Genomic DNA, 21516 nt, shown 5'->3' with positions numbered 1-21516 from the left:
CCCCTTCTATAGCGTCCGTCACACCACACGCGGATGTGCGGGCCGGTTCGCCGTTTCCTGCGCGACGATGAGGTCCGAGGTCGCACCGCACGGCGGGGCGACACGACCGGAGGAGAGCGATGGCACAGCTGCGACAGGAAGTCGACCCCAGTGAGGTCGGGCTGGACGTGAAGGCGCTGGACCGCCTCGACCAGCACTTCGCCCACTACGTCGACGAAGGACGCCTGCCCGGCTACCTGGTGTCCGTGGCACGCGGCGGCCGGATCGCCCACCTCACCACGCAGGGCCACCGCGACCGCGCGGCCGGACTGCCCGTCGAGCCGGACACCATCTGGCGGGTGTACTCGATGACCAAGCCGGTCACCGCGGTGGCGATCCTGTTGCTGGTGGAGGACGGCGTACTGTCCCTGGACGACCCGGTCGGCCGCCTGCTGCCGGAGTTCGCCGAGCCCCGGGTGTACGTGAGCGGTTCGGGCGACGGCATGGTGACCCGGCCGGCCGACGGGCCGATCCTGATCCGGCACCTGCTCACCCACACCGCCGGGCTGACCTTCGCGTTCTACCACGCGCACCCGGTGGACGCCCGCTACCGCGAGGCCGGCCTGGAGTTCTCGGTGCCCGCGGGCGCGGACCTCGCCGAGACGATGGCGGTGTACGCCCGTATGCCCCTCCAGTTCGAGCCGGGCACGCAGTGGAACTACTCCGTCGGCTTCAACGTGCTCAGCCGCGTCATCGAGGTGGTCTCCGGGCAGCGGCTCGACGAGTTCTTCGCGGACCGGATCTTCCGCCCGCTCGGCATGCCGGACGCGGGCCTGCACATCGTGCCCGAACAGGCGGACCGGCTCTCGGAGTTGTACGGCGAGACGGAGGGCGGGGGCATCGAGGCGATCCCCGGGCTGCCGTTGCGCGGCCGTCCCCGCCTGCTGTCCGGCAGCGGCGGACTGGCGGCGACGGCGTACGACTACCACCGCTTCATGGAGATGCTGCGCCGGGGCGGCGAGCTGGACGGCGTCCGGCTGCTCTCCCCCGCCTCGGTGGACCTGCTGGCCGGCAACCACCTGCCCGGGGGCACCGATCTGCGGGCCTTCGGCGCCCCGCCCCACCAGGAGCCCGGCAACGACGGCCTCGGCTTCGGCCTGGGCGTCTCCGTGGTGATCGACCCCGCCCGAACCCTCTCGCCCAGCAGTCCCGGCGCCTACGGGTGGACCGGCGCGGCCACCACCGCCTTCTGGGTCGACCCCGCGCACGACCTGACCGTGCAGTTCCACACCCAGGTGCGCCCCAAGACGCTGAAGATCCTCCCGGAGCTGCGCCGGCTGGTCCACGAGACGATCCAGGACTGACCGGCGCTCACACGAGGTTGGTCTCCGGGCGGGAGGCGTCGGCCGCGAACCGGCCGGCGCCGAGCGGGCGGACGTCGAGGAAGGGGGCGCGGCCGAGGTAGAGGTCGCGGATCACCTCGCCGACCGCCGGGCCCTGGAGGAAGCCGTGGCCGGAGAACCCGGTGGCGTACAGGAACCGGGAGACCGAAGTCGCCTCGCCGATCAGGGCGTTGTGGTCCGGGGTGTTCTCGTACAGGCCGGCCCAGCCGCCGGTGCGGCGCAGGTCGAGCAGGGCGGGCGCGCGCCGCTCCATCGCCGCGCACAGGCGCGGGATCCAGCGGTCGTGCGGGTCGGTCGCGAAGCCCGGCCGCTCGTCGGGGTCGGACATGCCGAGCAGCAGTCCCGGGCCCTCGGCGTGGAAGTACAGGCTGCTGCCGAAGTCGATGGTCATGGGCAGCGTGGGCGGCAGTCCGGGGACCGGCTCGGTGACCGCGATCTGGCGGCGCAGCGGCTGCACCGGCAGGTCGACGCCGGCCATCGCGCCGACCGCCCTCGACCACGCCCCGGCCGCGCAGATCACCGTGTCGGTGGCGATCCGGCCGAGGGTGGTGTGCACGGCGGTGATGCGGGCCCCGTCCCGTTCGATGCCGGTGGCCTCGGTGTGGCGCAGTACGCGGGCACCCTGGGCGCGGGCGGCGGCCGCGTAGCCGTGCACGACGGACTCGGGGGTGCAGTGGCCGTCGTCCGGGGAGTAGGCGGCGGCCAGCAGTCCGTCGGTGGCGATCAGCGGGGAGAGCCGCGCCGCCTCTTTCGGGGTGAGCATCCGGCTGGGCACACCGAGGTGGTTCTGGAGCCGGACACCCGCCTCGAAGGAGGCGACCTCCTCGGGGGTGGACAGGAGGAAGAGGTAGCCGACACGGTGCAGCCCGATGTCGTACCCGATCTCCTCGCCGAACCGGGCGAAGGCCTCCAGACTGCGTGCGCCCAGCCGGATGTTGAGTTCGTCCGAGAACTGGGCGCGCACTCCGCCGGCGGCCTTCGAGGTGGAGCCGGCGGCGAGTTCGTCGCGTTCGACGAGGACGACGTCGCGGACCCCCGCGCTCGCCAGGTGGTAGGCGATGCTGGTGCCCATCACCCCGCCGCCGATGATCACGGCCCGGGCCCGGAGATTCACGCGTGTGCCTCCTGTCGGTCTCCCCTCTTCCTTCCCCCGGAGGCCGCCTGGTACCTCAGGACCAGTGCGCCACCGCGTCCAGGTGGGGCAGCACGTGGTCGAGCCGCTCGCGCTTGGTGCGCAGGTAGGTGATGTTGTTCTCGCACGGCTCGATGAGCAGCGGAACCGTCTCGGCGACCTCGATGCCGTGGCGCACCAGGGACTCGCGTTTGCGCGGGTTGTTGGACATCAGGCGTACCGAACCCACCCCGAGGTCGCGCAGGATGCCGGCGGCGACACCGTAGTCGCGGGAGTCGACGGGCAGGCCGAGCGCGAGGTTGGCCTCGACCGTGTCCAGGCCCTCCGCCTGGAGCGCCATGGCGCGCAGCTTGCCGAGCAGTCCGATGCCGCGGCCCTCGTGACCGCGCAAGTAGACGACGATGCCGCTGCCTTCGGCGACGACCGCGCGCAGGGCGGCGGCCAGCTGGTCACCGCACTCGCAGTGCTGGGAGCCGAACGCGTCACCGGTGAGGCATTCGGAGTGCAGCCGGGTCAGCACCCGGTCGCTCTCGATGTCCCCGTAGACCAGCGCCACTTGCTCGTCACCACGGTCGTGGTCCAGGTAGCCGATCGCCTGGAATTTCCCGTAGACGGTGGGCAGCGGTGCATTGACGACGCGTTCCACGCCCGAACGCCGTGGGGACTTGTTGCCGATTACGCCGATGTTCTCTGTCATGATCTGATTCCTAAGAGGAGACGAAAGGCCGTGAAATGACGAATGGTTCGGGCGCGCGTACGGCGGCATACGGCTTGTTGCCGACGGACACTACGGAAGAGGTACGGACCAGGGGGGCGGGCGTTTCAACTCAGGTCGCCGTCCTTCCCGTGGGGAGCTTCGAACAGCACGGCCCCTTCCTTCCGCTGGCGACGGACACGCTCGTCGCCTGTGCCGTGGCCCGGGAGATCGCCGCCGCGTACCCGGTGCACCTCCTTCCGCCGGTGACGGTGTCCTGCTCGCACGAGCACGCCGCCTGGCCGGGGACCGTGAGCATCTCCTCGGTGACCCTGCACGCGGTGGTCCGGGACATCGCAGAATCGTTGCACCGCTCGGGCGTCGAGGCACTGGTCGTGGTCAACGGCCACGGCGGCAACTACGTGCTGGGCAACGTCGTCCAGGAGGCGTCCGCGCGGGGCGAGCGGATGGCGCTGTACCCGGCCGCGGAGGACTGGGAGACGGCGCTCTCGCGGGCCGGGGTGGAGACCTCGGCGCTCACCGACATGCACGCGGGAGAAATCGAGACCTCGATTCTGCTGCACGCTCATCCCGAATTCGTCCGCCCTGGTCACGAGTTGGCCGATTTCACCGCTGACGACCGCCGTCATCTCCTCACCCTGGGAATGTCCGCCTATACCGAGTCGGGCGTCATCGGCCGTCCCTCCCTGGGGTCGGCGGAAAAGGGGAAGGAGCTCCTGACGAGCCTCGCCGATTCCTTCGGCGCGGTTTTCGAACTGCTCACCTCGGCGCGCGGGTAGCGCATCCCGGCGTACCAGCGGACGACCAGGACCACCAGCCCCGGCAGGGCCGCCACGAAGCTCAGGACACCGTAGACGACGGCCGTGGCGAGCCCGCGGTCCGCGCCGAGGCCGGCCGCGGCGAACGCCCAGGCGGTGACGCCCTCTCGCGGGCCCCAGCCGCCGACGTTCAGCGGCAGGCCCATGGCGACCAGGGCGAGCACCGCGATCGGCGTCAGCGCGGCCACCGAGGCGGCGGAGCCGGCGACCCGCGCGGCCACCACGAACATCACGACGTGCCCGGCGAGGACCATCGCCGAGGACAGCGCGACACCCGGCCCGTTCCGGCGTGACAGCAGCGCCCGCCGGGCCTCGCCGAGCGTCGCGCGCAGGGCGCTGCCGCGCTTGCCGGGGGCCTTGTTCATCCGGACCGCGACCACGATCGCGCAGGCGCCCGCCAGGCCGGCCACTGCCAGCGGGGCGAAGCTGCGCACCTGGTCACGGACCGGCGAGGGCAGGATCAGCAGCGCGCCCGCGCCGAACACCGTCAACGCGATCTGCCCCGCGGCCCGTTCCAGCACGACCGCGCGGACCCCGCGCCCGATGTCGCCCTCGCTCTGCCCGTGCCGGACCGCCCGGTGCACGTCGCCGAGCACCCCGCCGGGCAGGGCCGCGTTGAGGAACAGCGCACGGTAGTAGTCGCCGACGGCGGGCCCGAGCGGCAGCCGCAGACCGAGGCTGCGGGCCACCAACTGCCAGCGCCAGGCGCTCAGTACGGTCGTGACGGCCCCGATCAGCAGGCCGGCGACCAGCGTCGGGGTGTCGATGCGGCGCAGTCCGTCGAGGAACACGCCGGTGCCGAGCCGCCACAGCAGCACGGCGATGATGGCGACACCGGCGGCGGTGCCCAGGTGGGCACGGACGGCGCGGAAGGCGGGGCGCCTCGGCACGGCCACCGGGACGACGGGGGCGGGCTCCCGGACCAGGGTGGGCGTGGTCATGAGGTCCCCCCGGTCGGGCGGGCGAGCGCCAGCAGGTCGCTGTGGTGCAGGACGACCCGCAGTTCGCCTGCCGCGCAGGCGGCGAGCCGCTCGGCCAGGTAGGCCTCGGCGCGGCCGGCCAGTTCGGGGCGCTCCTCGACGGCCGCGCCGACCCAGCCGCGCAGCCACTGCTCGGTGAGCGCCTTCTCGTCGGGGCCGAGCCGCCAGGCGCTGGGGTTCACCTTCACGGTGGCGCCACGGCCCAAGAAGGCCTCGCGGGCGGCGGTGACGGCGTCCGGGCCGAGCATCCCGCCGCGCCGCTGGTGGGCGTTGAAGGCCTCCGTCAGCTCCGCGTCCAGCGGGAGGGGGGTGTCGAACTCGACCCGTCCGGCGACCGAGAGGGTGAGCAGGGCGGGGCAGCCGGCCCCGGCGCAGGCCTCGGCGAGGGTGTCGACCTCTTCCCGGGTGAGGACGTCGAGGAGCGCGGAGGCGGTCACCAGCGAGGCGCCTGTCAGCGCGTCGGGGGTGAGCCGGGCGACGTCACCCCGGCGGGTCTCCACCGTGACCCGGCTCCCGTCGGCGGCCACCCGGGGCGAGGCGACGGCGGCGAAGTGCAGGAGGTAGGGGTCGCGGTCGTGCAGGATCCAGTGCTGGGGGCCGTCCAGGCGGGGCGCCAGCCAGCGGCCCATGGATCCGGTCCCGCAGCCCAGGTCGTGCACGACCAGGCCGCCCGACTTGCCGGGCAGGTTGGCCAGCCGGATCCGCAGCGGGTCCAGCAGGTCGTTCGACCGGGCGGCCGCGTCCGCGCTCTCCCGCAGCTCCAGCCACTCGGGGGCGTACCGCGGCGGCTCCTCGGGCTCGCTCTCACGCAGCCGGACGGTGGGCCGCTCGCCCAGCCGTACGACGGGGCCGGCCCCGGCTATGACCTCGGACCGTCCGGGCTCACCGGAGGCTGCGGCATCCATGTGCTCTCGTTCCACCCCTGCGTCGATGACATTCCCGGGTCCGGGCTGCGCGGGTATCGCGCCGACCGTGGCAGTGGTCGTCGTCTCGCTGGTCATGCCGCCCTCCGGGGTTCGTCGGGGAGCCGCAACAGGACTCCTGCCAGGCTGCGGGCGGTCGTCGCCCAGCCGTCGAGCGCCGCCCGCCGGCCGCGCGCGGCGGCCTTCAGACGACGGCGTACGTCCGCCTCCCCGAACCAGCCGCGCAGTTCGGCGGCGAGCGCGGCGGGATCCTCCGGCGGTACGAGGATGCCGGGTACCCCGCCGTCGGGGGCCCTGCCCACCGCTTCCGGCAGGCCGCCGACATCGGTGGCGAGCACCGGGATGCCGCGGGCGAGGGCCTCGGTGACCGCCATGCCGTAGGTCTCGGCGTAGGAGGTGAGGACCATCAGGTCGGCGGCGGCGTAACTGGCGTCGAGGTCCGCGCCGGAGCGGGGGCCGGCGAGGTGCAGCCGGTCCGTCAGACCGTGCCGGGCGATCAGCGACCGCAGGTGGGCGACGTACTCGGGGTCCTGGCCGAGACCGCCCACGCAGGTGCAGGTCCACGGCAGGTCCCGGACCGCCGCGAGTGCCTCGATCAGCCGGTGCTGGCCCTTGCGCGGGGTGACGGCGGCGACACACAGCAGGTGCGAGACACCGTCGGTGCCGCCGGCCAACGGGGCGATGTCGGCACCCGGTGTGGCGACATGCACCCGTTCGGGTGCCAGGCCGTGGTGCGAGACCAGCCGTCGTACCGCCCAGTCGCTGGTCGCCACCACGGCCGGTACGGCGCGCAGCACCGCCCGCTCCCGGGCGTCCAGGTCGGCGGCCACGGCGGGATCCAGCCCGGTCTCGTCGCCGAGCGGGAGGTGCACCAGGACGGCGAGCCGCAGCCGTTCGGCCTCGGGTACGACGACCTCGGGGACCCCGCAGGCCACCAGGCCGTCCAGCAGGACGACGGCGCCGTCGGGCAGCTCCCGCAGGGTGCGGGCGAGGGTGTCCCGGGCGGTCGCGTCGGGACGCGGCCAGGAGCCGGACACCGCGTGCCTGCTGACCTGCCAGCCGAAGCCGGGCAGATCCAGGCAGACCCGCCGGTCGTAGGCGTTGCCGCCGCTCGGGGTGGCCAGGTCGTCGACACCGCCCGGCATGACGAAGTGCACGATGCGCAGGGACATGGGGAGGATCCCGATGTTCGCGGGGGCGTTCTCGCCGGCCGGGTCGGTGGTCGCCGCGCGCTGCGCGGGCACGTAGGTCAGGGCCGACGGGCGGCCGAGGGTCACGTCGGTCACAGGGCACGCTCGTAACTCGCCCAGGCGACATGCGACTCGTGCAGGGTCACGGTCAGGCCCGCGAGGCCCTGGGCACCCTCGCCCAGGGCGCCCTTCTCGATCCGTTCGGCCAGCCGGTCGGCGATGACCTTGGCCAGGAACTCCGTGGAGGTGTTGACCCCGGCGAAGTCCGGCTCGTTGTCGAGGTTGCGGTAGTTCAGCCCGCTGACCACGGCGCCGAGTTCCTGGGTGGCCAGACCGATGTCGACGACGATGTTGTCGTCGTCCAGCTGTTCACGCCGGAAGGTGGCGTCCACCAGGAACGTGGCGCCGTGCAGTCGCTGCGCGGGTCCGAACACTTCGCCGTGGAAGCTGTGGGCGATCATGATGTGATCGCGGACGGTGATGCTGAACAACGGACGACCCTCCAGGTGCGGCGCGTCTGGTCCCCCGGCTGATCCCTGCCGGGGGATGCCCTTAGTACGGCTGTCGGCTTCCCCGTGTTCAGTCCACTCTGACTCTTTTCTCAGGTCAGGGCCTCTTGGCCGCCCGCATGGGACGTCGCGTCAGCCGATGTCGCCGTAGCGGACCCGGTGGCAGAGCGCCGGAATGTCCCCGGAGGCGAGTTTCGGGAGCACGTCCGGGAGCTCCTCGAACGCGCTTTCCCCCGTGATGAGGGCGTCCAGCGCCGGGTCGGCGAGCAGGTCGAGGGCCAGGGCGAGCCGGTCGGCGTAACCGCGTCCGGAGCGGGCGGCCGGGGAGACGGTGCCGACCTGGCTGCTGCGCACGGTCAGGCGCCGGGAGTGGAAGGCCTCGCCGAGCGGGAGGGCGATCCGCCGGTCTCCGTACCAGCTCAGTTCGATGACCGTGCCCTCGGGGGTGAGGAGTTCCAGGGCACGGGTGAGGCCCTGCTCGGTGGCGCTGGCGTGGACGACCAGGTCGCAGCCGTCGAGGGCGTCCCCGGGTGTCGCGAAGTCCACCCCCAGTGCCTCGGCGGTCTTGGCGCGGCCCGGGTCGGCGTCGACCAGCTGGAGCCGTACGCCCGGGAAGCGGGCGAGCAGGGCGGCTACCGAGCAGCCGACCATGCCGCCGCCGATCACCGCGATCCGGTCGCCGACCAGGGGCGCCGCGTCCCAGAGGGCGTTGACGGCGGTCTCCACGGTGCCCGCGAGCACCGCACGTGCCGCCGGTACCCCCTCCGGTACCACCGTCACCGCGCTCACCGGGACGACGTAACGCGTCTGATGCGGGTACAGGCAGAACACCGTACGCCCGACCAGCTCGGCGGGGCCCGCCTCCACGACGCCCACGCTCAGGTAGCCGTATTTCACCGGCCCGGGGAACTCGCCCTCCTGGAACGGCGCACGCATCACCGCGTGTTGGCTCTCCGGCACCCCGCCGCGGAACACCAGTGTCTCGGTGCCCCGGCTGACTCCGGAGTACAGCGCGCGCACCAGCACCTCGCCCTCGGCGGGCTCCGCGAGGGCGACGTCACGCAGCTCTCCGTGGCCCGGAGAGCGGAGCCAGAACGCGCGGGCCGAGCGGTTCATCGGCATCCTCCTGAACGATCGGGATGTTGTTCACGTACCGAGTTGTGCACAGCGACAAGTGCACAGGCCGCGCACAGTACGCGGCGTTGATCGACTATGTCACTCGGCCGGAGGACGTGCGGTGGCCCTGAACAACACTTACGAAGCCAGGCTGGTCCAGCAGGAGACCGCTGTGGGAGCGGGCGTGCAGATCCTGTTGCTGGCCCTGCTCGGGTCGGCGATCGGGATGGGGCCGGCCGGCTGGCTGACGGGTCTCGCGTTCGCGATGGCCACCTGGGCGGTGCTCTCCCGGGCCCTGCACCGCACCCGCCCCCGCTCGTTCGGCCCCGCCAACCGGGTGACCCTCGGCCGGGCGATCCTGGTCGGCGGTGTGACGGCGCTGGTCGCCGACTCCTTCGAGAGCTCCCCGCCGGTCTCGCTCCTGGTCGGTCTGACCGCCGTTGCCCTGATCCTCGACGGCGTGGACGGCAAGGTGGCCCGCCACACGGGTACGTCCACGGCCCTCGGCGCGCGTTTCGACATGGAGGTCGACGCGTTCCTGATCCTGGTGCTGAGCGTGTACGTCTCCACGCAGCAGGGCCCGTGGGTGCTGCTGATCGGCGCGATGCGCTACGCGTTCGTCGCGGCCGCGAGGTTCGCGCCCTGGCTGAACGCCCCGCTGCCGCCGTCGATGGCCCGCAAGACCGTCGCCGCGATGCAGGGCATCTGCCTGCTCCTCGCGGGCGCGGACCTGCTGCCGTACCTGGGCAACCTGGCCGTGGTCCTGCTGGCGCTCGGCTCCCTGGTGTGGTCGTTCGGGCGGGACGTGGTGTGGCTGTGGCGCAACTCGCGCAAGGCGACGCCGGCGGTGGCCCAGGTCGCGCCGGAGCAGCGGGGGGAGGCCCGGGCGGCCGAGGTGCGGCTGACGGTGCGCGCCGACGTGCGGGCCCGCGCGGAGGAGAGGGAGATGCTGGAACTGGCGGTCCGGTGAACCGCCCGCCGAACTGACCGAGCGCGCCGCGGGGCCCGGACCGGGGGATGGTCCGGGCCCTGCGGTTTGCCTGTGGGCGTTTGCTACGGGTGTGGGCCTACATCTGTAGGCCCACGAGTGGGTGCCTACGACCGTGCGCCCCGCGTCCGTACGAAGGCGAACGTGGCCGCCGCCAGGCCCAGCACGCCGACGATCAGGCCCGCGATGCCGAGGCCCCGCGCGGTGGAGTCGCTGGAGCCGGCCGACGCGGCCGGCGTCGCCTTGGCGCTGCTCTGCGTCGCCGGCGCGGCCGCGGCGCCCTCGTCGTCGGCGCCCTTCGCGGTGAGCTTGAGCGCCGGCGCCGGGTTCTCCGGCTCCTCGCCGCCGCTCCCGGCCTCCTCGATCCAGCGCACGACCTTGCCGTCGGAGTAGGTCTGCAGGGTCTTGAGGGTCAGCTGGTCGGCGTCCTCGGGGAGCTGGCCGAAGGCGACGTCGAAGTCCTCGAACTGCCCGGCACCGATCTTCCCGCCGGTCCAGGTGATCTCGGAGGCGGCCTCGGTGATGGTGCCGTCGTCGGTCTTCACGGGCGTCTTGAGCTTGGTGGTGGTCACCTTGGCGGTCCAGCCGTCCCGCGGGGAGACGAGCACGCCGAGGACCGGGTGGTCGGTGGGCAGGAAGACCTGCACCTTGGTGGTGGAGGCGGTGTCCTCCTCGTTGGGCACGCGGAAGGTCAGGACGCCGTCGGTGGCGCCCTTGGCGTAGCTCTCGGGGTGGACGGTGACGTGCGCGGAGGCGACACCGGCGGCGACGAGGACCGAGGCGGCGGTGAGCGCGGTGACGGCGCCGGCGCGGCGCAGGGCAGAGGTGGCAGACATGGGTGGGGGATCTCCGTACGGAATGAGGTCTGTCAGGGGATCTTGCGGGTGTTAGACCGGGTACGGGATCGCCACCGGCGGGCCGCGTCGGCTCACCGTGTGCCGTAGGGCGAGCAGTCGGCGGGGGCGTACCGGACCGGCCGGGACCAGGTGCGGTCCGGCGGCCGGGCCGGGCAACGGGGCGTCGCGCCACCAGGCGGCCAGGCCGGGCACGAGGGCGGCCGCGCGGCGCAGCAGTGACCACACCGCCGCCTCGCCGCACCGCAGCCACCAGGAGGCGACCAGGGCGGCGAGGACATGGGCCAGGGTGGCGTGCGCGGTCAGGGCATGCGGGTGCGGCGCCGCCCCCGCCATGGACATGTGAGACATATGAGCCACGCCCGTATGAGCCATGCCCATGTGCGTCATGCCCATGTGCGTCATGCCCATGGTGCGCTGCGGTGCGGGCGTGGCCGCGCGTGCCGCGTCGAAGCCGGCGTGCAGGCCCGCCTGGGTGAGCAGCATGCCGGCGCCGATCTCCGGCAGTCCGCGCTCCCGCGCCGCGAGGGCACGTCCCAGGCCGAACACGGCGACGAACCCGGCCGCATCGGCCCACAGCGGCGGCATCCGACCCATGGCCAGCGCGTGTCCGGCGGCGGCCAGGAGCACGCACACCGCGGCGAACACCGCGGCACGCAGGCTCCGTACCGCCGGTGACGCACTCATGGTGAGTGATCCTCCCACGGTGGGGGGATACGGGCGGCGCGGACGGCCGGTTCAGTGACGGGGTGGATGCGCCCCCCGCTTCTCCCCCTGCGTCTCTCCTACTTCTTCTGTTCGACCCGCACCCAGTCCACCTCCGCCTGCACTCCCCCGGCCGCGATCTTGTCCACGCTGGACTGGGGCAGGCCCCAGTAGGGGGTGGTGACCTGGTTCCAGCCAGCCGGGTAGGCGCCGCCCAGGGCCAGGTTGAGGATGACGTACTGGTTGTGGTCGTAGACCCACTGGCCGCGGGTGGACTCCACCTTGTTGCGGGTCGTCTCCTGGACCAGGGTGTCGTCGACGTAGAAGCGCATCCCGGTAGGCGTCCACTCCACCGCGTAGGTGTGCCACTGGTCGACGGTGCCGCCGTTCGGGAAGGTCTGGCGGGCACCGATGTTGCCGTCGGCCGAGTAGCCGGGGCCGTGCAGGGCGGTGCTGGTCCAGGCCGGGTAGCCGATGTTCTCCATGATGTCGGTCTCGCCGGAGGCCGGCCAGGAGACCGAGGGGTTGTCGACGTTGCTGCCGAGCAGCCAGAAGGCGGGCCAGAAGCCGTCGCCGACCGGGAGTTTCATGCGGGCACTGACCTTGCCGTACGTGAAGTCGAAGTGGGTGTTGGTGTCGATGCGGCCGGACGTGAAGTCGTAGCTGCCACCGCCCGCCTGGGTGCAGCCCTTGCAGTACTTCGCCTTGAGGATCAGCTCGCCGTTCTGGGTCGAGACGTTGTTCGTCGAGTCGACGTACGCCTGGGACTCGCCGTTGACCGGTCCCATCTCGGTGCCGGTGCGGACCACCCGCCACTTGGAGCGGTCGAGTGCGGAGCCGGTGAAGTCGTCGAAGAACGTGGTCTGGTAGGTGCCCGGCTGCTCGGCGGGCAGGGCGGGGTAGGCCGCCTGCGCGCTGCCGCCGGTGCCCCAGACCTGGAACTCGTAGAGCGAGTAGCCGAACTGGGCGGTGTAGGGCGCCGGGTTGTAGAAGCTGCGGCGCTCCTTGCCGAGCATCCGGACGTAGCGGCCGGTGGCCGGGGTGGGGAGGGTGACCGTGTCGTGCAGGCCCGCCGCGTCCCCCGGGGCGGCGACGTTCGCGCGGCGGGACGCGATCTGGGCTGCCGAAGGCTCGTACACCGTCCGCCAGTCGGCGTTGTCGTCGGAGACCTGGAGGAGGTAGTCGACGGCGTACGCCGACTCCCAGTACAGGTCGACGGAGGAGATCGTGGAGGTGGCGCCCAGGTCGACCGAGATCCAGCGGTCGGCGTTCCAGTCGCTCGACCAGCGGGTGGAGTCGCCCTTCAGGTCGGCCGGCCAGCCGCCGTCGGTGGCGAACGCCGGCGAATTGCCCGCGTGCTGGTAGTAGTTGGAGTACGCCGGGTGGTTCAGGGCGAGGTTGGTGCGGGTCGAGGACGCGGGCGCCGGTTCGCCGCCGTAGACCTTGAAGTTCCAGAGGGAGTAGCCGTAGGAGGTGGCTCGTTCGAGGCCGCGCATCCGAACGTAGCGGCCGGTGACCTCCTGCGGGTAGGTGCTCGCGGTGACCGAGCCACCGGTGCCCGCCGTCTCGGTGTAGAACGGCGTCCAGTCCGTGCCGTTCTTCGAGGCCTCCAGGACGTACCTCCTGCCGTAGGCGGCCTCCCAGTCGAGGACCACCCGGTCGATGCGGATCGTGGCGCCCAGGTCGACGCGGATCCAGGCGTCGTCCGCGAAGTTGCTGGACCAGCGGGTGGTGCCGTTGCCGTCGAGGGCGAGGCCCGGGGTGGTGCCGGCGTTCTCGCTGCCGGAGGCGGTGACGGCGTTCGGGTTCGCCGTCCAGGCGGTGTTCGCGCGGTCGGTGTCCCAGGTCACGGCGGCAGCGGCGGCGGACGCCGGTACCGCCAGCACCGGACCCGGGGCCAGCAGGGCGGCCGTCGCGAGGGCGGCCAGGAGGGTACGGGGGATGCGGGTGGGCATGCGGGTCTCCTGAGTGTCGATGCTGCACATATGTTGTGTTCATGACAGATCAGAGGGCGGTGCCGGCGGACCGTCGCGCATGCGCGTGGAGGTGCGGTGCGGTGGACGCGGAACTCCCCTGAACCGCGCCCACCGCCGATCCGGTCAGGCCGCCTTGCGGACCTGTCCCCGGTGCTCGCGGATGATGTCCGCGTACCGGTGGCCGGTGCCCTTGATGGTGCGGACCTGGGTCTTGTAGTCGACGTGGACCAGGCCGAACCGCTTGTCGTAGCCGTAGGCCCACTCGAAGTTGTCCAGCAGCGACCAGGCGAAGTACCCGGCCAGCGGGGCGCCCTTGCGGGCCGCCGAGGCACAGGCCGCGAGATGGCCGGCCAGGTACTCCTGGCGCTCGGGGTCGTCGACCGCGCCGTCGGGACGGACCACGTCCGGGTAGGCCGAGCCGTTCTCGGTGACGTAGAGCTTGCGCGCGCCGTACTCGTTCGTGAGGCGCAGCAACAGCGTCTCGATGCCGCTCGCGTCGATCTCCCAGTCCATGCCGGTGCGCGGGACGCCGGGGCGGCGCACCGAACGGGCGTACGGGGCGGGGCCGTTCGGGTCGTTCTCGATGTAGGCCGGGAAGTAGTAGTTCAGGCCCAGCCAGTCCAGCGGGGTGGCGATGGTCGCCAGGTCGCCGGGGCGCTCGGGGAGTTCGACGCCGTACGTCTCGACCATGTCGGCGGGGAAGCCGCGGCCGTGCACGGGGTCCAGCCACCAGCGGTTGACGTGCCCGTCGTGGCGGCGGACGGCGGCCGCGTCCTCGGGACGGTCCGAGGCGGCGAACACCGTGGAGAGGTTGTTCACGATGCCGACCTCGGCGCCGGGAGCGGCGGCGCGGATCGCCTGCGCGGCCAGGCCGTGGCCGAGGAGCAGGTGGTAGGAGGCGCGGACGGCGGCCGTCAGGTCGGTCAGGCCCGGGGCCATCGTGCCCTCGAGGTGGCCGATCCAGGCCGAGCAGGAGGGCTCGTTGAGGGTGGTCCAGTGGCGCACACGGTCGCCGAGGCGTTCGGCGACGACGGATGCGTAGGCGGCGAAGTGCTCCGCGGTCGCCCGCTCGGGCCAGCCGCCCCGGTCCTGGAGGGCCTGCGGCAGGTCCCAGTGGTAGAGCGTGACCGACGGGGTGATCCCCGCCGCCAGCAGGGCGTCGATCAACTCGTCGTAGAAGTCGAGGCCCTTGGCGTTGACCGGGCCGTCGCCGCCCGGCCGCACCCGCGGCCAGGCGACCGACAGCCGGTAGGCGTTGGTGCCGAGTCGGCCCATCAGGGCGATGTCCTCGCGCCAGCGGTGGTAATGGTCGCAGGCGATGTCGCCGTTGTCGTCGCCCGCGATCTTCCCCGGGGTGTGCGAGAAGGTGTCCCAGATGGAGGGTGAGCGGCCGTCCTCGGCGACGGCTCCCTCGATCTGGTACGCCGCGGTTGCCGTTCCCCACAGGAAGTCGTGCGGGAGTGCGGCGAGGTCGATGGTCACGGAATTCCCTTCGCGACAAGCTTCGGAACTAGGGTGGTTCACTTGACGGCGCCGGCCGTCAGCCCGGCGACGAGGTAACGCTGGAGCAGCAGGAAACCGGCCACGACGGGGACGCTCACCACGAGCGAGGCGGCCATGATCTGGTTCCAGTACACGTCGTTGAGCGTGGAGTAGCCCTGAAGGCCGACGGCCAGGGTGCGGGTGGTGTCGTTGGTCATCACCGACGCGAAGAGGACCTCGCCCCACGCGGTCATGAAGGCGTAGACGGCCACCGCGACGATCCCGGGGATCGCGGCGGGTACGACGATCCGCAGCAGCGCGCCGAGCGGCCCGCAGCCGTCCACCAGTGCGGCCTCGTCCAGGTCTCTCGGCACCGAGTCGAAGTACCCGATCAGCATCCAGATCGAGAACGGCAGCGAGAACGTCAGGTAGGTGAGGATCAGGCCGCCGCGGGAGCCGAAGAGGGCGATCCCGGTGGCGTTGCCGATGTTGACGTACAGGAGGAACAGCGGCAGCAGGAAGAGGATGCCCGGGAACATCTGCGTGGACAGCACGGTGACCGTGAAGACCCGCTTGCCGCGGAACTCGTAGCGGCTCACCGCGTAGGCGGCGAACACCGCGACCACGACCGAGCAGACGGTCGCCGCGACCGACACGATCAAGGAGTTCACGAAGTACCGCGCGAGCGGGACCGTGGACCAGATGTCGATGTACGGGCGGATGGTCAGGCCGCTGGGCACCCAGCGGAACTTGCCGGTGACGTCCGCGAGCGGCTTCAGCGAGCTGGAGATCATCACGTACACGGGGATCAGTACGAACCCGGTGAGCAGCGTGAGGAAGATCCCCCGGGCCCACAGGAAGGAGCGCGGCGGCGCCATCGGCGAACTGGGGCTAGACATCGGCGGTCCTCCGTCCGCGTGAGGTGAGCGCGAGATAGACGCCGGTCACGACCAGCAGGAACAGCAGCAGGAGCACGGACATGGCCGAGCCGGTGCCGAAGTTCCAGGTGACGAAGGAGGCCTGGTAGATGTGGACCGAGATGAGGTCGGCGGCCTCCGGCGCGGACTTGCCGAACAGCACGTACGGCGTGTTGAAGTCGTTGAACGTCCACAGGAACAGGACCAGGATCAGCACCTGGTTGACCGGGCGCAGCGAGGGCATGGTGATGCGGCGGATCTGCTGCCACATGCCGGCGCCGTCCAGGGCGGCCGCCTCGTACAGCTCCCTCGGGATGTTCTGGAGTCCGGCCATCACGATCAGGAAGGCGAACGGCCAGCCCTTCCAGACCGACACGGTCAGCAGCGCCCAGAAGCTGTTGTCGCCGATCAGCCAGAACGAGGGCTTGTCGGTGAGGTGCAGCTGGTCGTGCAGGACGTGGTTCACCAGGCCGTTGTCGTGCTGGAACATGAACACCCAGGTGATGACGGCCGCGTAGACCGGCAGCGCGTACGGCACCAGGAAGAGGGCCCGCAGCAGGCCCCGGCCCTTGAAGGTGTCCTGCATGAACACCGCGGCCGCGGTGCCGATCAGCCAGCACAGGCCGACCGAGAGCAGCGTGAAGCCGACGGTGACGAAGAAGGAGTGCAGCAGGGCCTTGCCGACCGGGGCGTCGAAGTCGACCGACATCTTGTAGTTGTCGAACGCGGCCCAGGGGGCGGTGGTCCAGTCCCGGATGTAGAACTGGGTGAGCTCCTTGAAGCTCATCACGACGCCGATGACCATCGGGACGAGATGGACGAGGAGTTCGAGCAGCAGGGCGGGCAGGAGCAGCAGGTAGGGCAGTCCGATCCGGCGGATCCGCCCGGGACGGCGGCCCGAGCCGCCCGCCGTCCCGGGGGAGTTCGCACGCACCGGCTCGGTTACGGCGGTGGTGGTGGTCGTCATCGCGTTCAGGCCGCCGGCATCTGCTGCTGGGCCTTCTCCAGCTCGGCCTTGACCGATTCGGTGGTGACGGCGTGACCGGCGGCCGCGGCGGCGAACAGGTTCTTCACGGCGGTACCGACGGTCGTCTCGAACTGCGACTCGGCGGCCACCTGGGGCAGGGCCGAGGCGCTGGTGGCGAGGGTGTTCTTCAGGACGGCGTTGGCGGGCGAGTTGAAGGCCGCGTCCGCCTGGGCCGCCTTGACCGGCGGGATGGAGCTGTAGGCGGTGTTGAGGATCTTCTGCTCGTCGTCGCTGGTCATGAACTTCACGAACTTCGTGGCGCCGTCGAGGTTCTTGGTGTTCTTGAAGACGGCCATGTTGATGCCGGCCACCATCGAGTTGACCTGGGCGCCGGTGCCGGGGGTGCCGGACTGCACGGGCACCGGGGCGATGCCGTAGTCGCTCTCGCTCATGCCCTGCGACTTGAGGTTGGCGGACGCCGACTGCCACAGCAGCATCGCCTGCTTGCCCTTGGCGAAGTCGCTGACCGACTGGTTCTGCGCGTACTCGGCGTCGCCGGTCGGGATGACCTTGTCCTTGGCCATCAGGTCGACGTACTGCTTCACGGCGGCCACGACGTTGTCGTCGGTGAAGTTCGGCTTGCCGTCGGCGGTGAAGAAGTCGGCGCCGTGCTGCTTGGCGAAGACGAAGACGTGGTGGATGTTCTCCGAGACGTTGCCGCCCTCGGCGCCGAGGACCGACTTGCCCTTCGCCTGGATCTTCTTGCCGTCTGCGATCAACTCGTCCCAGGTGACCGGGGGCTTGGCGATGCCCGCGTCGGCGAAGATCTTCTTGTTGTAGTAGAGGGCGTAGGCCATCGAGTACAGCGGGACGGCCGCCGGGTCCTTGCCCTCGGCACCCGTGGAGCCGAGCGCGGAGTCGACGAAGCGGTCCTTGCCGCCGATCTTGTCGAAGTTCTTGGCGTCCCAGGGCAGCAGGGCGCCGGTCGCCTGCAGCGAGGCGCTCCAGGTGTTGCCGATGTTCAGCACGTCGGGGCCCTGGCCGGAGGTGGTCGCGGTCAGGATGCGGTTGAGCAGGTCGGACCAGGGCACGACCTCCAGCTTGACCTTGATGCCGGTCTGCTTCTGGAACTTGTCGAGCTCCGGCTGGAGTGTCTTCTTGTCGATCTCGATGCTGGCGCCCTGGTTGGAGGCCCAGTAGGTGAGCGTCTTCGGGGAGTCGTTGGACCCGCCCCCGGTGGACGAACCGCCACCGCAGGCCGTGGCCGCGAGGGCGAGAGACATGGTGACGGCGCCTACGGCCGCGGCTCGGATGCTGCGCATGGCTCCAGCTGTGCCTTTCCGGGAGTCGAGAACCCCGAGAGGACTTCGCGACGGCCGGCGCCCGCAAGTGCGAAGGCCGAGACCATCGTTCGGCTTCCGAAGCCCCCTCATGGCTTAATTTAGGACGTGAGTTAATCCCCCGAACAGTGACTCGTCAAGGGATCCGGCACGGGTATCCGCCCAGGCGGGGCGGGGAACAGCCGGTTCCGTCCGGGCGGTGTCCGCACGCCAGGCGGCGTGACCTGCACGGAAGCCGGGTGACCTGGGCGGAGAGCGCTTACGGGGCGTTCCACAACGGTTGTGTTTCGACGGGGTTGCGGCGCGGCGGGCACCGGGCCCCCGCGCGCGGTCACGGGGACCGGTGAGGTGTCCTCGTTCTCCCCTTCCCGGCGACGCCAGGGGGTCCCGTGGCCGCACGACCGGGCGCAGCCCGCCGCGCCGGGGACGTGACGTACCTCCGGGTCGGGGGGCGCGCACCAGTCCCCAGCGGGGCCCGACCGCCGGGAACACCGGGGCGGTGCCCGTCGCGGACTGGGGTGCCTCCGACCCGAGCGCGGGCGCCGGGCTCCGGTCCGGGGCGGGTGGCGGACCCCGGCCCGTGGCGGTTAGCGGGCACCGGCGGGGCCCGACCGCCGGGCACCGATCACCGGACCCGGCGGGCGTGGTGCAGTCGGACGCCGCGGCGGCGACCGAGGACGGTCCCCCACCCTCTCCCGGTGCCGGTGACCGCCTGCCGCGCCCGGCCCCGCCGGGGCGAACTCCGCCGCGGGCGGGAGGGGGTCCCGACCCGGGCGTGGGCACCGGACCCCAGCCCGATGCGGGTAGCGGGTCCTACTGCCGGACGCGGCGGACAGCGGGCTGCAGACACCGCGAACGTCACCGACCGGCCGCCGTGGTGGGGACCGAGGGCGGTACCCCCGGTCCCCTCCCTGTGCCCGCCACCCGAGCGTCAGCACCGGCACCGGACCCGGCGGACCCCGACCACCGGACACCGGACACCGGACACCGGACACGGCGAGAATCGCTGGCCGGACGCCGCGGTGGGACCCGGGGCGGTGCCCCCGCTCCCCACCCGGTGCCGGGGACGGGGTGCCGCGCCCGGCCCCGTCGGGGCGTAGCCCGTTGCGGGAGCGGGCGAGGTCCCTCCGGGGCACCGGACCCCGGCGGGCACCGGGCGCGGTGAGGGCGGCCGACCTGACGCCGGGGCGGGAGGCGAGGAGGTTGTCCCCGGTACCTGCCGGTGTCAGGCGGTGGGCGGTGGGGTCGGGGTGTAGCCGGTCGGGCGGGTGGTGAAGGTGCCCCGGCCCCGGGTGCGGCCGCGCAGCCGGGTCGCGTAGCCGAAGAGTTCGGCCAGCGGCACGGTGGCGGTCAGCACCGCCGCCCCGCCCCGGGCGACGGTGCCGGTGACCCGGCCGCGCCGGGCGGCCAGGTCGCCCAGCACCCCGCCGACCGCCTCCTGCGGCACGGTCACCACGACCTCGGCGACCGGCTCCAGCAGGTCCATCGCGCACTCCCGCAGCGCCTCCCGGAGACCGAGCCTGCCCGCCGTACGGAACGCCGTGTCGGAGGAGTCCTTCACGTGCGTCGAACCGTCGGTGAGGGTGACCCGCAGCCCGGTGACCGGGTGTCCGCCGAGGGGGCCCTCGGCGAGCGCGTCCCGGCAGCCGGCCTCGACCGCGCGGACGTACTCCTGGGGCACCCGGCCGCCGGTGACCGCCGACCGGAACACGAAGCCCGCCTCGTGCTCCAGCGGTTCGACGTCCAGGACGACGTGCGCGAACTGCCCGGCACCACCGGTCTGATGGACGTGCCGGTGGACGAAGCCGGTCACCCCGCGCACCACGGTCTCCCGGAGGGCGACCCGCGGCCGGCCCACCGCGACCTCGGGGCCGCCGGCCCCGCGGATCTTCTCCACCGCGACCTCCAGATGCAGTTCACCCATCCCGGACAGCACGGTCTGCCCGGTCTCCGAGTCGGTGCGCACCACCAGCGAGGGGTCCTCCTCGGTCAGCCGGGCCAGCGTCTGGGCCAGCCGCCCGGTGTCGGTGCGGAGACGGGCCTCGACGGCGACGGACACCACCGGTTCCGGGGCGAGGGGCGGTTCCAGGAGCAGCGGGGCGTCCGGTGTGCACAGCGTGGAGCCGGGCCGGGCCGACTTCGGCCCGACGACGGCGACGATGTCACCGGCAACCGCCCGGTCGAGGGGCTCGTGGCGCCCCGCCATGACGCGGAGGATACGGGCGACACGTTCGCCGCGGCCGGTCGCGGGGTCCCACACGGTGTCTCCCTTCTCGATCGTGCCGGAGTAGACGCGGACATGGGTGAGGCGTCCGGTGGGCGTCGCGGTCACCTTGAACGCGAGCGCCGCGAACGGCCCTTCGGGGTCGGCGGCCCGCCGCCGTTCGGCGCCCTCATGGGTGCCGCGTACGGCGGGTACGTCGAGCGGGGATGGCAGATAGGCGACGGCCGCGTCCAGCAGCGGTTCGATGCCCCGGTTGCGGTAGGCGGAGCCGCACAGGACGACGACGCCCCCACCGGTCAGGGTGAGGTCGCGCAGGACGGCGCGCAGCGTGCCGTCGGACAGCCGGCCGGCCGGCCCGCAGAACTCCTCCAGCGCCGCCGGGTGCAGGGCGGCCACCGTCTCCTCCAGCACGCGCCGTCGGCGCTCCGCCTCCGCGCGCAGCCCGTCGGGGACCGGTCCGGTGACCGCCGTGGCGCCGTCGTCCGGCCACACCAGCGCCCGCATGCCGACGAGGTCGACGACGCCGGTGAAGCAGTCCTCCGCGCCGATGGGCAGCTGGACGACGAGCGGGGCCGGGTGCAGCCGGGTGCGGATCGATTCGACGGCCGCGTCGAGGCTGGCGCCCGCGCGGTCCAGCTTGTTGACGAAGGCGATCCTGGGGACTCCGTGCCGGTCGGCCTGACGCCACACCGACTCGCTCTGCGGCTCCACGCCGGCCACCGCGTCGAACACGGCGATCGCGCCGTCGAGGACGCGCAGGGAGCGTTCGACCTCGTCGGCGAAGTCGACGTGGCCGGGCGTGTCGATGAGGTTGACGCGGTGGCCGGCCCAGGCGCAGCTGACGGCCGCGGCGAAGATGGTGATGCCACGGTCGCGTTCCTGGGGGTCGAAGTCGGTGACGGTGGTGCCGTCGTGCACCTCGCCGCGTTTGTGGATGGTGCCGGTCGCGAAGAGGATGCGTTCGGTGACGGTCGTCTTTCCGGCGTCGACGTGGGCGAGGACGCCCAGGTTGCGAACGGCCGCTGGGGAGGTGACGGAGTTCGGGTGGAGTTCGGCGCGCATGGCCCGTTGCCTTTCGAATGCGGTTCCCGGACGAATCCTGGAATGGGCGCGCAATTTCCGTGTCGCGAAGTTCACCGGGACGTGTCTGATGACACGTCAATGTTCAGGCATATGACTGAAGTTGAAGAACCCGGCCGGGCGTCACGGAGTCCGGTACCGGCCGCGCGGCGGGTACCGGAGGGACGGGGACACGAGGATCACCTCGTACCGGGAACGGGAAGAGACGGCAGTCGCGC

At 72.1% G+C, this 21516-nt stretch carries 17 protein-coding genes and 1 pseudogene; 3 read left to right on the top strand and 15 right to left on the bottom strand.

Features of this window, described 5'->3' with window-relative positions; genetic code table 11:
• Nucleotides 1-119 precede the first annotated feature (119 nt).
• Nucleotides 120-1343 (top strand): serine hydrolase domain-containing protein, encoded by a 1224-nt coding sequence (locus ACZ4O3_RS09120; RefSeq protein ID WP_362725426.1) that lies wholly within the window; start codon nt 120-122, stop codon nt 1341-1343.
• A 7-nt stretch (nt 1344-1350) separates the two neighbouring features.
• Here the strand turns inward: ACZ4O3_RS09120 and ACZ4O3_RS09115 are convergent, their stop codons facing one another.
• Both ACZ4O3_RS09115 and ribA read right to left on the bottom strand, forming a co-directional pair.
• Nucleotides 1351-2496, bottom strand: a complete 1146-nt coding sequence (locus ACZ4O3_RS09115) for an NAD(P)/FAD-dependent oxidoreductase (protein WP_467721748.1) — start codon at nt 2494-2496, stop codon at nt 1351-1353.
• 55 nt (nt 2497-2551) lie between these two features.
• The gene (gene ribA, locus ACZ4O3_RS09110; RefSeq protein ID WP_362725422.1) at nt 2552-3211 is read right to left on the bottom strand and encodes a GTP cyclohydrolase II; all 660 of its coding nucleotides are present in this window, start codon (nt 3209-3211) and stop codon (nt 2552-2554) included.
• A 35-nt stretch (nt 3212-3246) separates the two neighbouring features.
• Here ribA and ACZ4O3_RS09105 point away from each other — a divergent pair, with 35 nt between their 5' ends.
• Nucleotides 3247-4008, top strand: a complete 762-nt coding sequence (locus ACZ4O3_RS09105; RefSeq protein WP_362725419.1) for a creatininase family protein — start codon at nt 3247-3249, stop codon at nt 4006-4008.
• Nucleotides 4009-4109: 101 nt separating this feature from the next.
• Here the strand turns inward: ACZ4O3_RS09105 and ACZ4O3_RS09100 are convergent.
• The 5 genes and pseudogenes from ACZ4O3_RS09100 to ACZ4O3_RS09080 form a co-directional block, all read right to left on the bottom strand.
• A pseudogene (locus ACZ4O3_RS09100) lies at nt 4110-4988 on the bottom strand (lysylphosphatidylglycerol synthase transmembrane domain-containing protein); the annotation flags it as partial.
• On the bottom strand, nt 4985-5932 hold the full coding sequence (locus tag ACZ4O3_RS09095) for a class I SAM-dependent methyltransferase (RefSeq protein WP_467721912.1): 948 nt from the start codon (nt 5930-5932) through the stop codon (nt 4985-4987). The pseudogene ACZ4O3_RS09100 and the gene ACZ4O3_RS09095, both read right to left, overlap by 4 nt.
• Nucleotides 5933-6024: 92 nt before the next feature.
• The gene (locus tag ACZ4O3_RS09090) at nt 6025-7236 is read right to left on the bottom strand and encodes a glycosyltransferase family 4 protein (protein ID WP_385000497.1); all 1212 of its coding nucleotides are present in this window, start codon (nt 7234-7236) and stop codon (nt 6025-6027) included.
• Nucleotides 7233-7631, bottom strand: a complete 399-nt coding sequence (locus ACZ4O3_RS09085) for a 6-pyruvoyl trahydropterin synthase family protein (RefSeq protein WP_467721747.1) — start codon at nt 7629-7631, stop codon at nt 7233-7235. Before ACZ4O3_RS09085 ends, ACZ4O3_RS09090 begins: the two co-directional genes overlap by 4 nt.
• A 150-nt stretch (nt 7632-7781) precedes the next feature.
• Nucleotides 7782-8765, bottom strand: coding sequence for a zinc-dependent alcohol dehydrogenase (locus tag ACZ4O3_RS09080; RefSeq protein ID WP_467721746.1), 984 nt, complete (start codon nt 8763-8765; stop codon nt 7782-7784).
• 121 nt (nt 8766-8886) lie between these two features.
• Here ACZ4O3_RS09080 and ACZ4O3_RS09075 point away from each other — a divergent pair, with 121 nt between their 5' ends.
• Nucleotides 8887-9735 (top strand): CDP-alcohol phosphatidyltransferase family protein, encoded by an 849-nt coding sequence (locus tag ACZ4O3_RS09075; RefSeq protein ID WP_467721745.1) that lies wholly within the window; start codon nt 8887-8889, stop codon nt 9733-9735.
• Between the two features lie 125 nt (nt 9736-9860).
• On the opposite strand, the gene ACZ4O3_RS09070 is transcribed toward ACZ4O3_RS09075, so the two are convergent.
• The 8 genes from ACZ4O3_RS09070 to fusA form a co-directional block, all read right to left on the bottom strand.
• On the bottom strand, nt 9861-10589 hold the full coding sequence (locus tag ACZ4O3_RS09070) for a YcnI family copper-binding membrane protein (RefSeq protein ID WP_467721744.1): 729 nt from the start codon (nt 10587-10589) through the stop codon (nt 9861-9863).
• Nucleotides 10590-10640: 51 nt separating this feature from the next.
• The gene (locus ACZ4O3_RS09065) at nt 10641-11294 is read right to left on the bottom strand and encodes a hypothetical protein (protein WP_467721743.1); all 654 of its coding nucleotides are present in this window, start codon (nt 11292-11294) and stop codon (nt 10641-10643) included.
• 98 nt (nt 11295-11392) lie between these two features.
• Nucleotides 11393-13267, bottom strand: a complete 1875-nt coding sequence (locus ACZ4O3_RS09060) for a discoidin domain-containing protein (protein ID WP_467721742.1) — start codon at nt 13265-13267, stop codon at nt 11393-11395.
• A gap of 144 nt (nt 13268-13411) precedes the next feature.
• Complete coding sequence (locus ACZ4O3_RS09055) at nt 13412-14770, bottom strand: GH1 family beta-glucosidase (protein ID WP_467721741.1); 1359 nt, start codon at nt 14768-14770, stop codon at nt 13412-13414.
• A gap of 38 nt (nt 14771-14808) precedes the next feature.
• Nucleotides 14809-15669 (bottom strand): carbohydrate ABC transporter permease, encoded by an 861-nt coding sequence (locus ACZ4O3_RS09050; RefSeq protein ID WP_362723497.1) that lies wholly within the window; start codon nt 15667-15669, stop codon nt 14809-14811.
• Nucleotides 15662-16654, bottom strand: a complete 993-nt coding sequence (locus ACZ4O3_RS09045) for a carbohydrate ABC transporter permease (RefSeq protein WP_362723500.1) — start codon at nt 16652-16654, stop codon at nt 15662-15664. The genes ACZ4O3_RS09050 and ACZ4O3_RS09045 overlap by 8 nt, the downstream gene beginning before the upstream one ends.
• Nucleotides 16655-16659: 5 nt before the next feature.
• Entirely contained in the window at nt 16660-17976 is a 1317-nt protein-coding gene (locus tag ACZ4O3_RS09040) for an ABC transporter substrate-binding protein (RefSeq protein WP_362723503.1), read from the bottom strand.
• 1243 nt (nt 17977-19219) lie between these two features.
• Complete coding sequence (fusA, locus tag ACZ4O3_RS09035; RefSeq protein ID WP_467721740.1) at nt 19220-21280, bottom strand: elongation factor G; 2061 nt, start codon at nt 21278-21280, stop codon at nt 19220-19222.
• Nucleotides 21281-21516: the final 236 nt, after the last annotated feature.

The organism is Streptomyces sp. NPDC026515, from assembly GCF_055567595.1.
The sequence above is the reverse complement of the archived record's forward strand: the minus strand, read 5'-3'. Positions and strand labels throughout refer to the sequence as shown.

Excerpts from the sequence above, each read along its gene's own strand:
- ACZ4O3_RS09040 (WP_362723503.1), bottom strand. The coding sequence starts at position 17,976 with ATGCGCAGCATCCGAGCCGCGGCCGTAGGCGCCGTCACCATGTCTCTC.
- ACZ4O3_RS09070 (WP_467721744.1), bottom strand. The coding sequence starts at position 10,589 with ATGTCTGCCACCTCTGCCCTGCGCCGCGCCGGCGCCGTCACCGCGCTC.
- ACZ4O3_RS09105 (WP_362725419.1), top strand. The coding sequence starts at position 3,247 with ATGACGAATGGTTCGGGCGCGCGTACGGCGGCATACGGCTTGTTGCCG.
- fusA (WP_467721740.1), bottom strand. The coding sequence starts at position 21,280 with ATGCGCGCCGAACTCCACCCGAACTCCGTCACCTCCCCAGCGGCCGTT.
- ACZ4O3_RS09095 (WP_467721912.1), bottom strand. The coding sequence starts at position 5,932 with ATGGATGCCGCAGCCTCCGGTGAGCCCGGACGGTCCGAGGTCATAGCC.
- ACZ4O3_RS09045 (WP_362723500.1), bottom strand. The coding sequence starts at position 16,654 with ATGACGACCACCACCACCGCCGTAACCGAGCCGGTGCGTGCGAACTCC.
- ribA (WP_362725422.1), bottom strand. The coding sequence starts at position 3,211 with ATGACAGAGAACATCGGCGTAATCGGCAACAAGTCCCCACGGCGTTCG.
- ACZ4O3_RS09060 (WP_467721742.1), bottom strand. The coding sequence starts at position 13,267 with ATGCCCACCCGCATCCCCCGTACCCTCCTGGCCGCCCTCGCGACGGCC.
- ACZ4O3_RS09120 (WP_362725426.1), top strand. The coding sequence starts at position 120 with ATGGCACAGCTGCGACAGGAAGTCGACCCCAGTGAGGTCGGGCTGGAC.
- ACZ4O3_RS09065 (WP_467721743.1), bottom strand. The coding sequence starts at position 11,294 with ATGAGTGCGTCACCGGCGGTACGGAGCCTGCGTGCCGCGGTGTTCGCC.
- ACZ4O3_RS09050 (WP_362723497.1), bottom strand. The coding sequence starts at position 15,669 with ATGTCTAGCCCCAGTTCGCCGATGGCGCCGCCGCGCTCCTTCCTGTGG.
- ACZ4O3_RS09080 (WP_467721746.1), bottom strand. The coding sequence starts at position 8,765 with ATGAACCGCTCGGCCCGCGCGTTCTGGCTCCGCTCTCCGGGCCACGGA.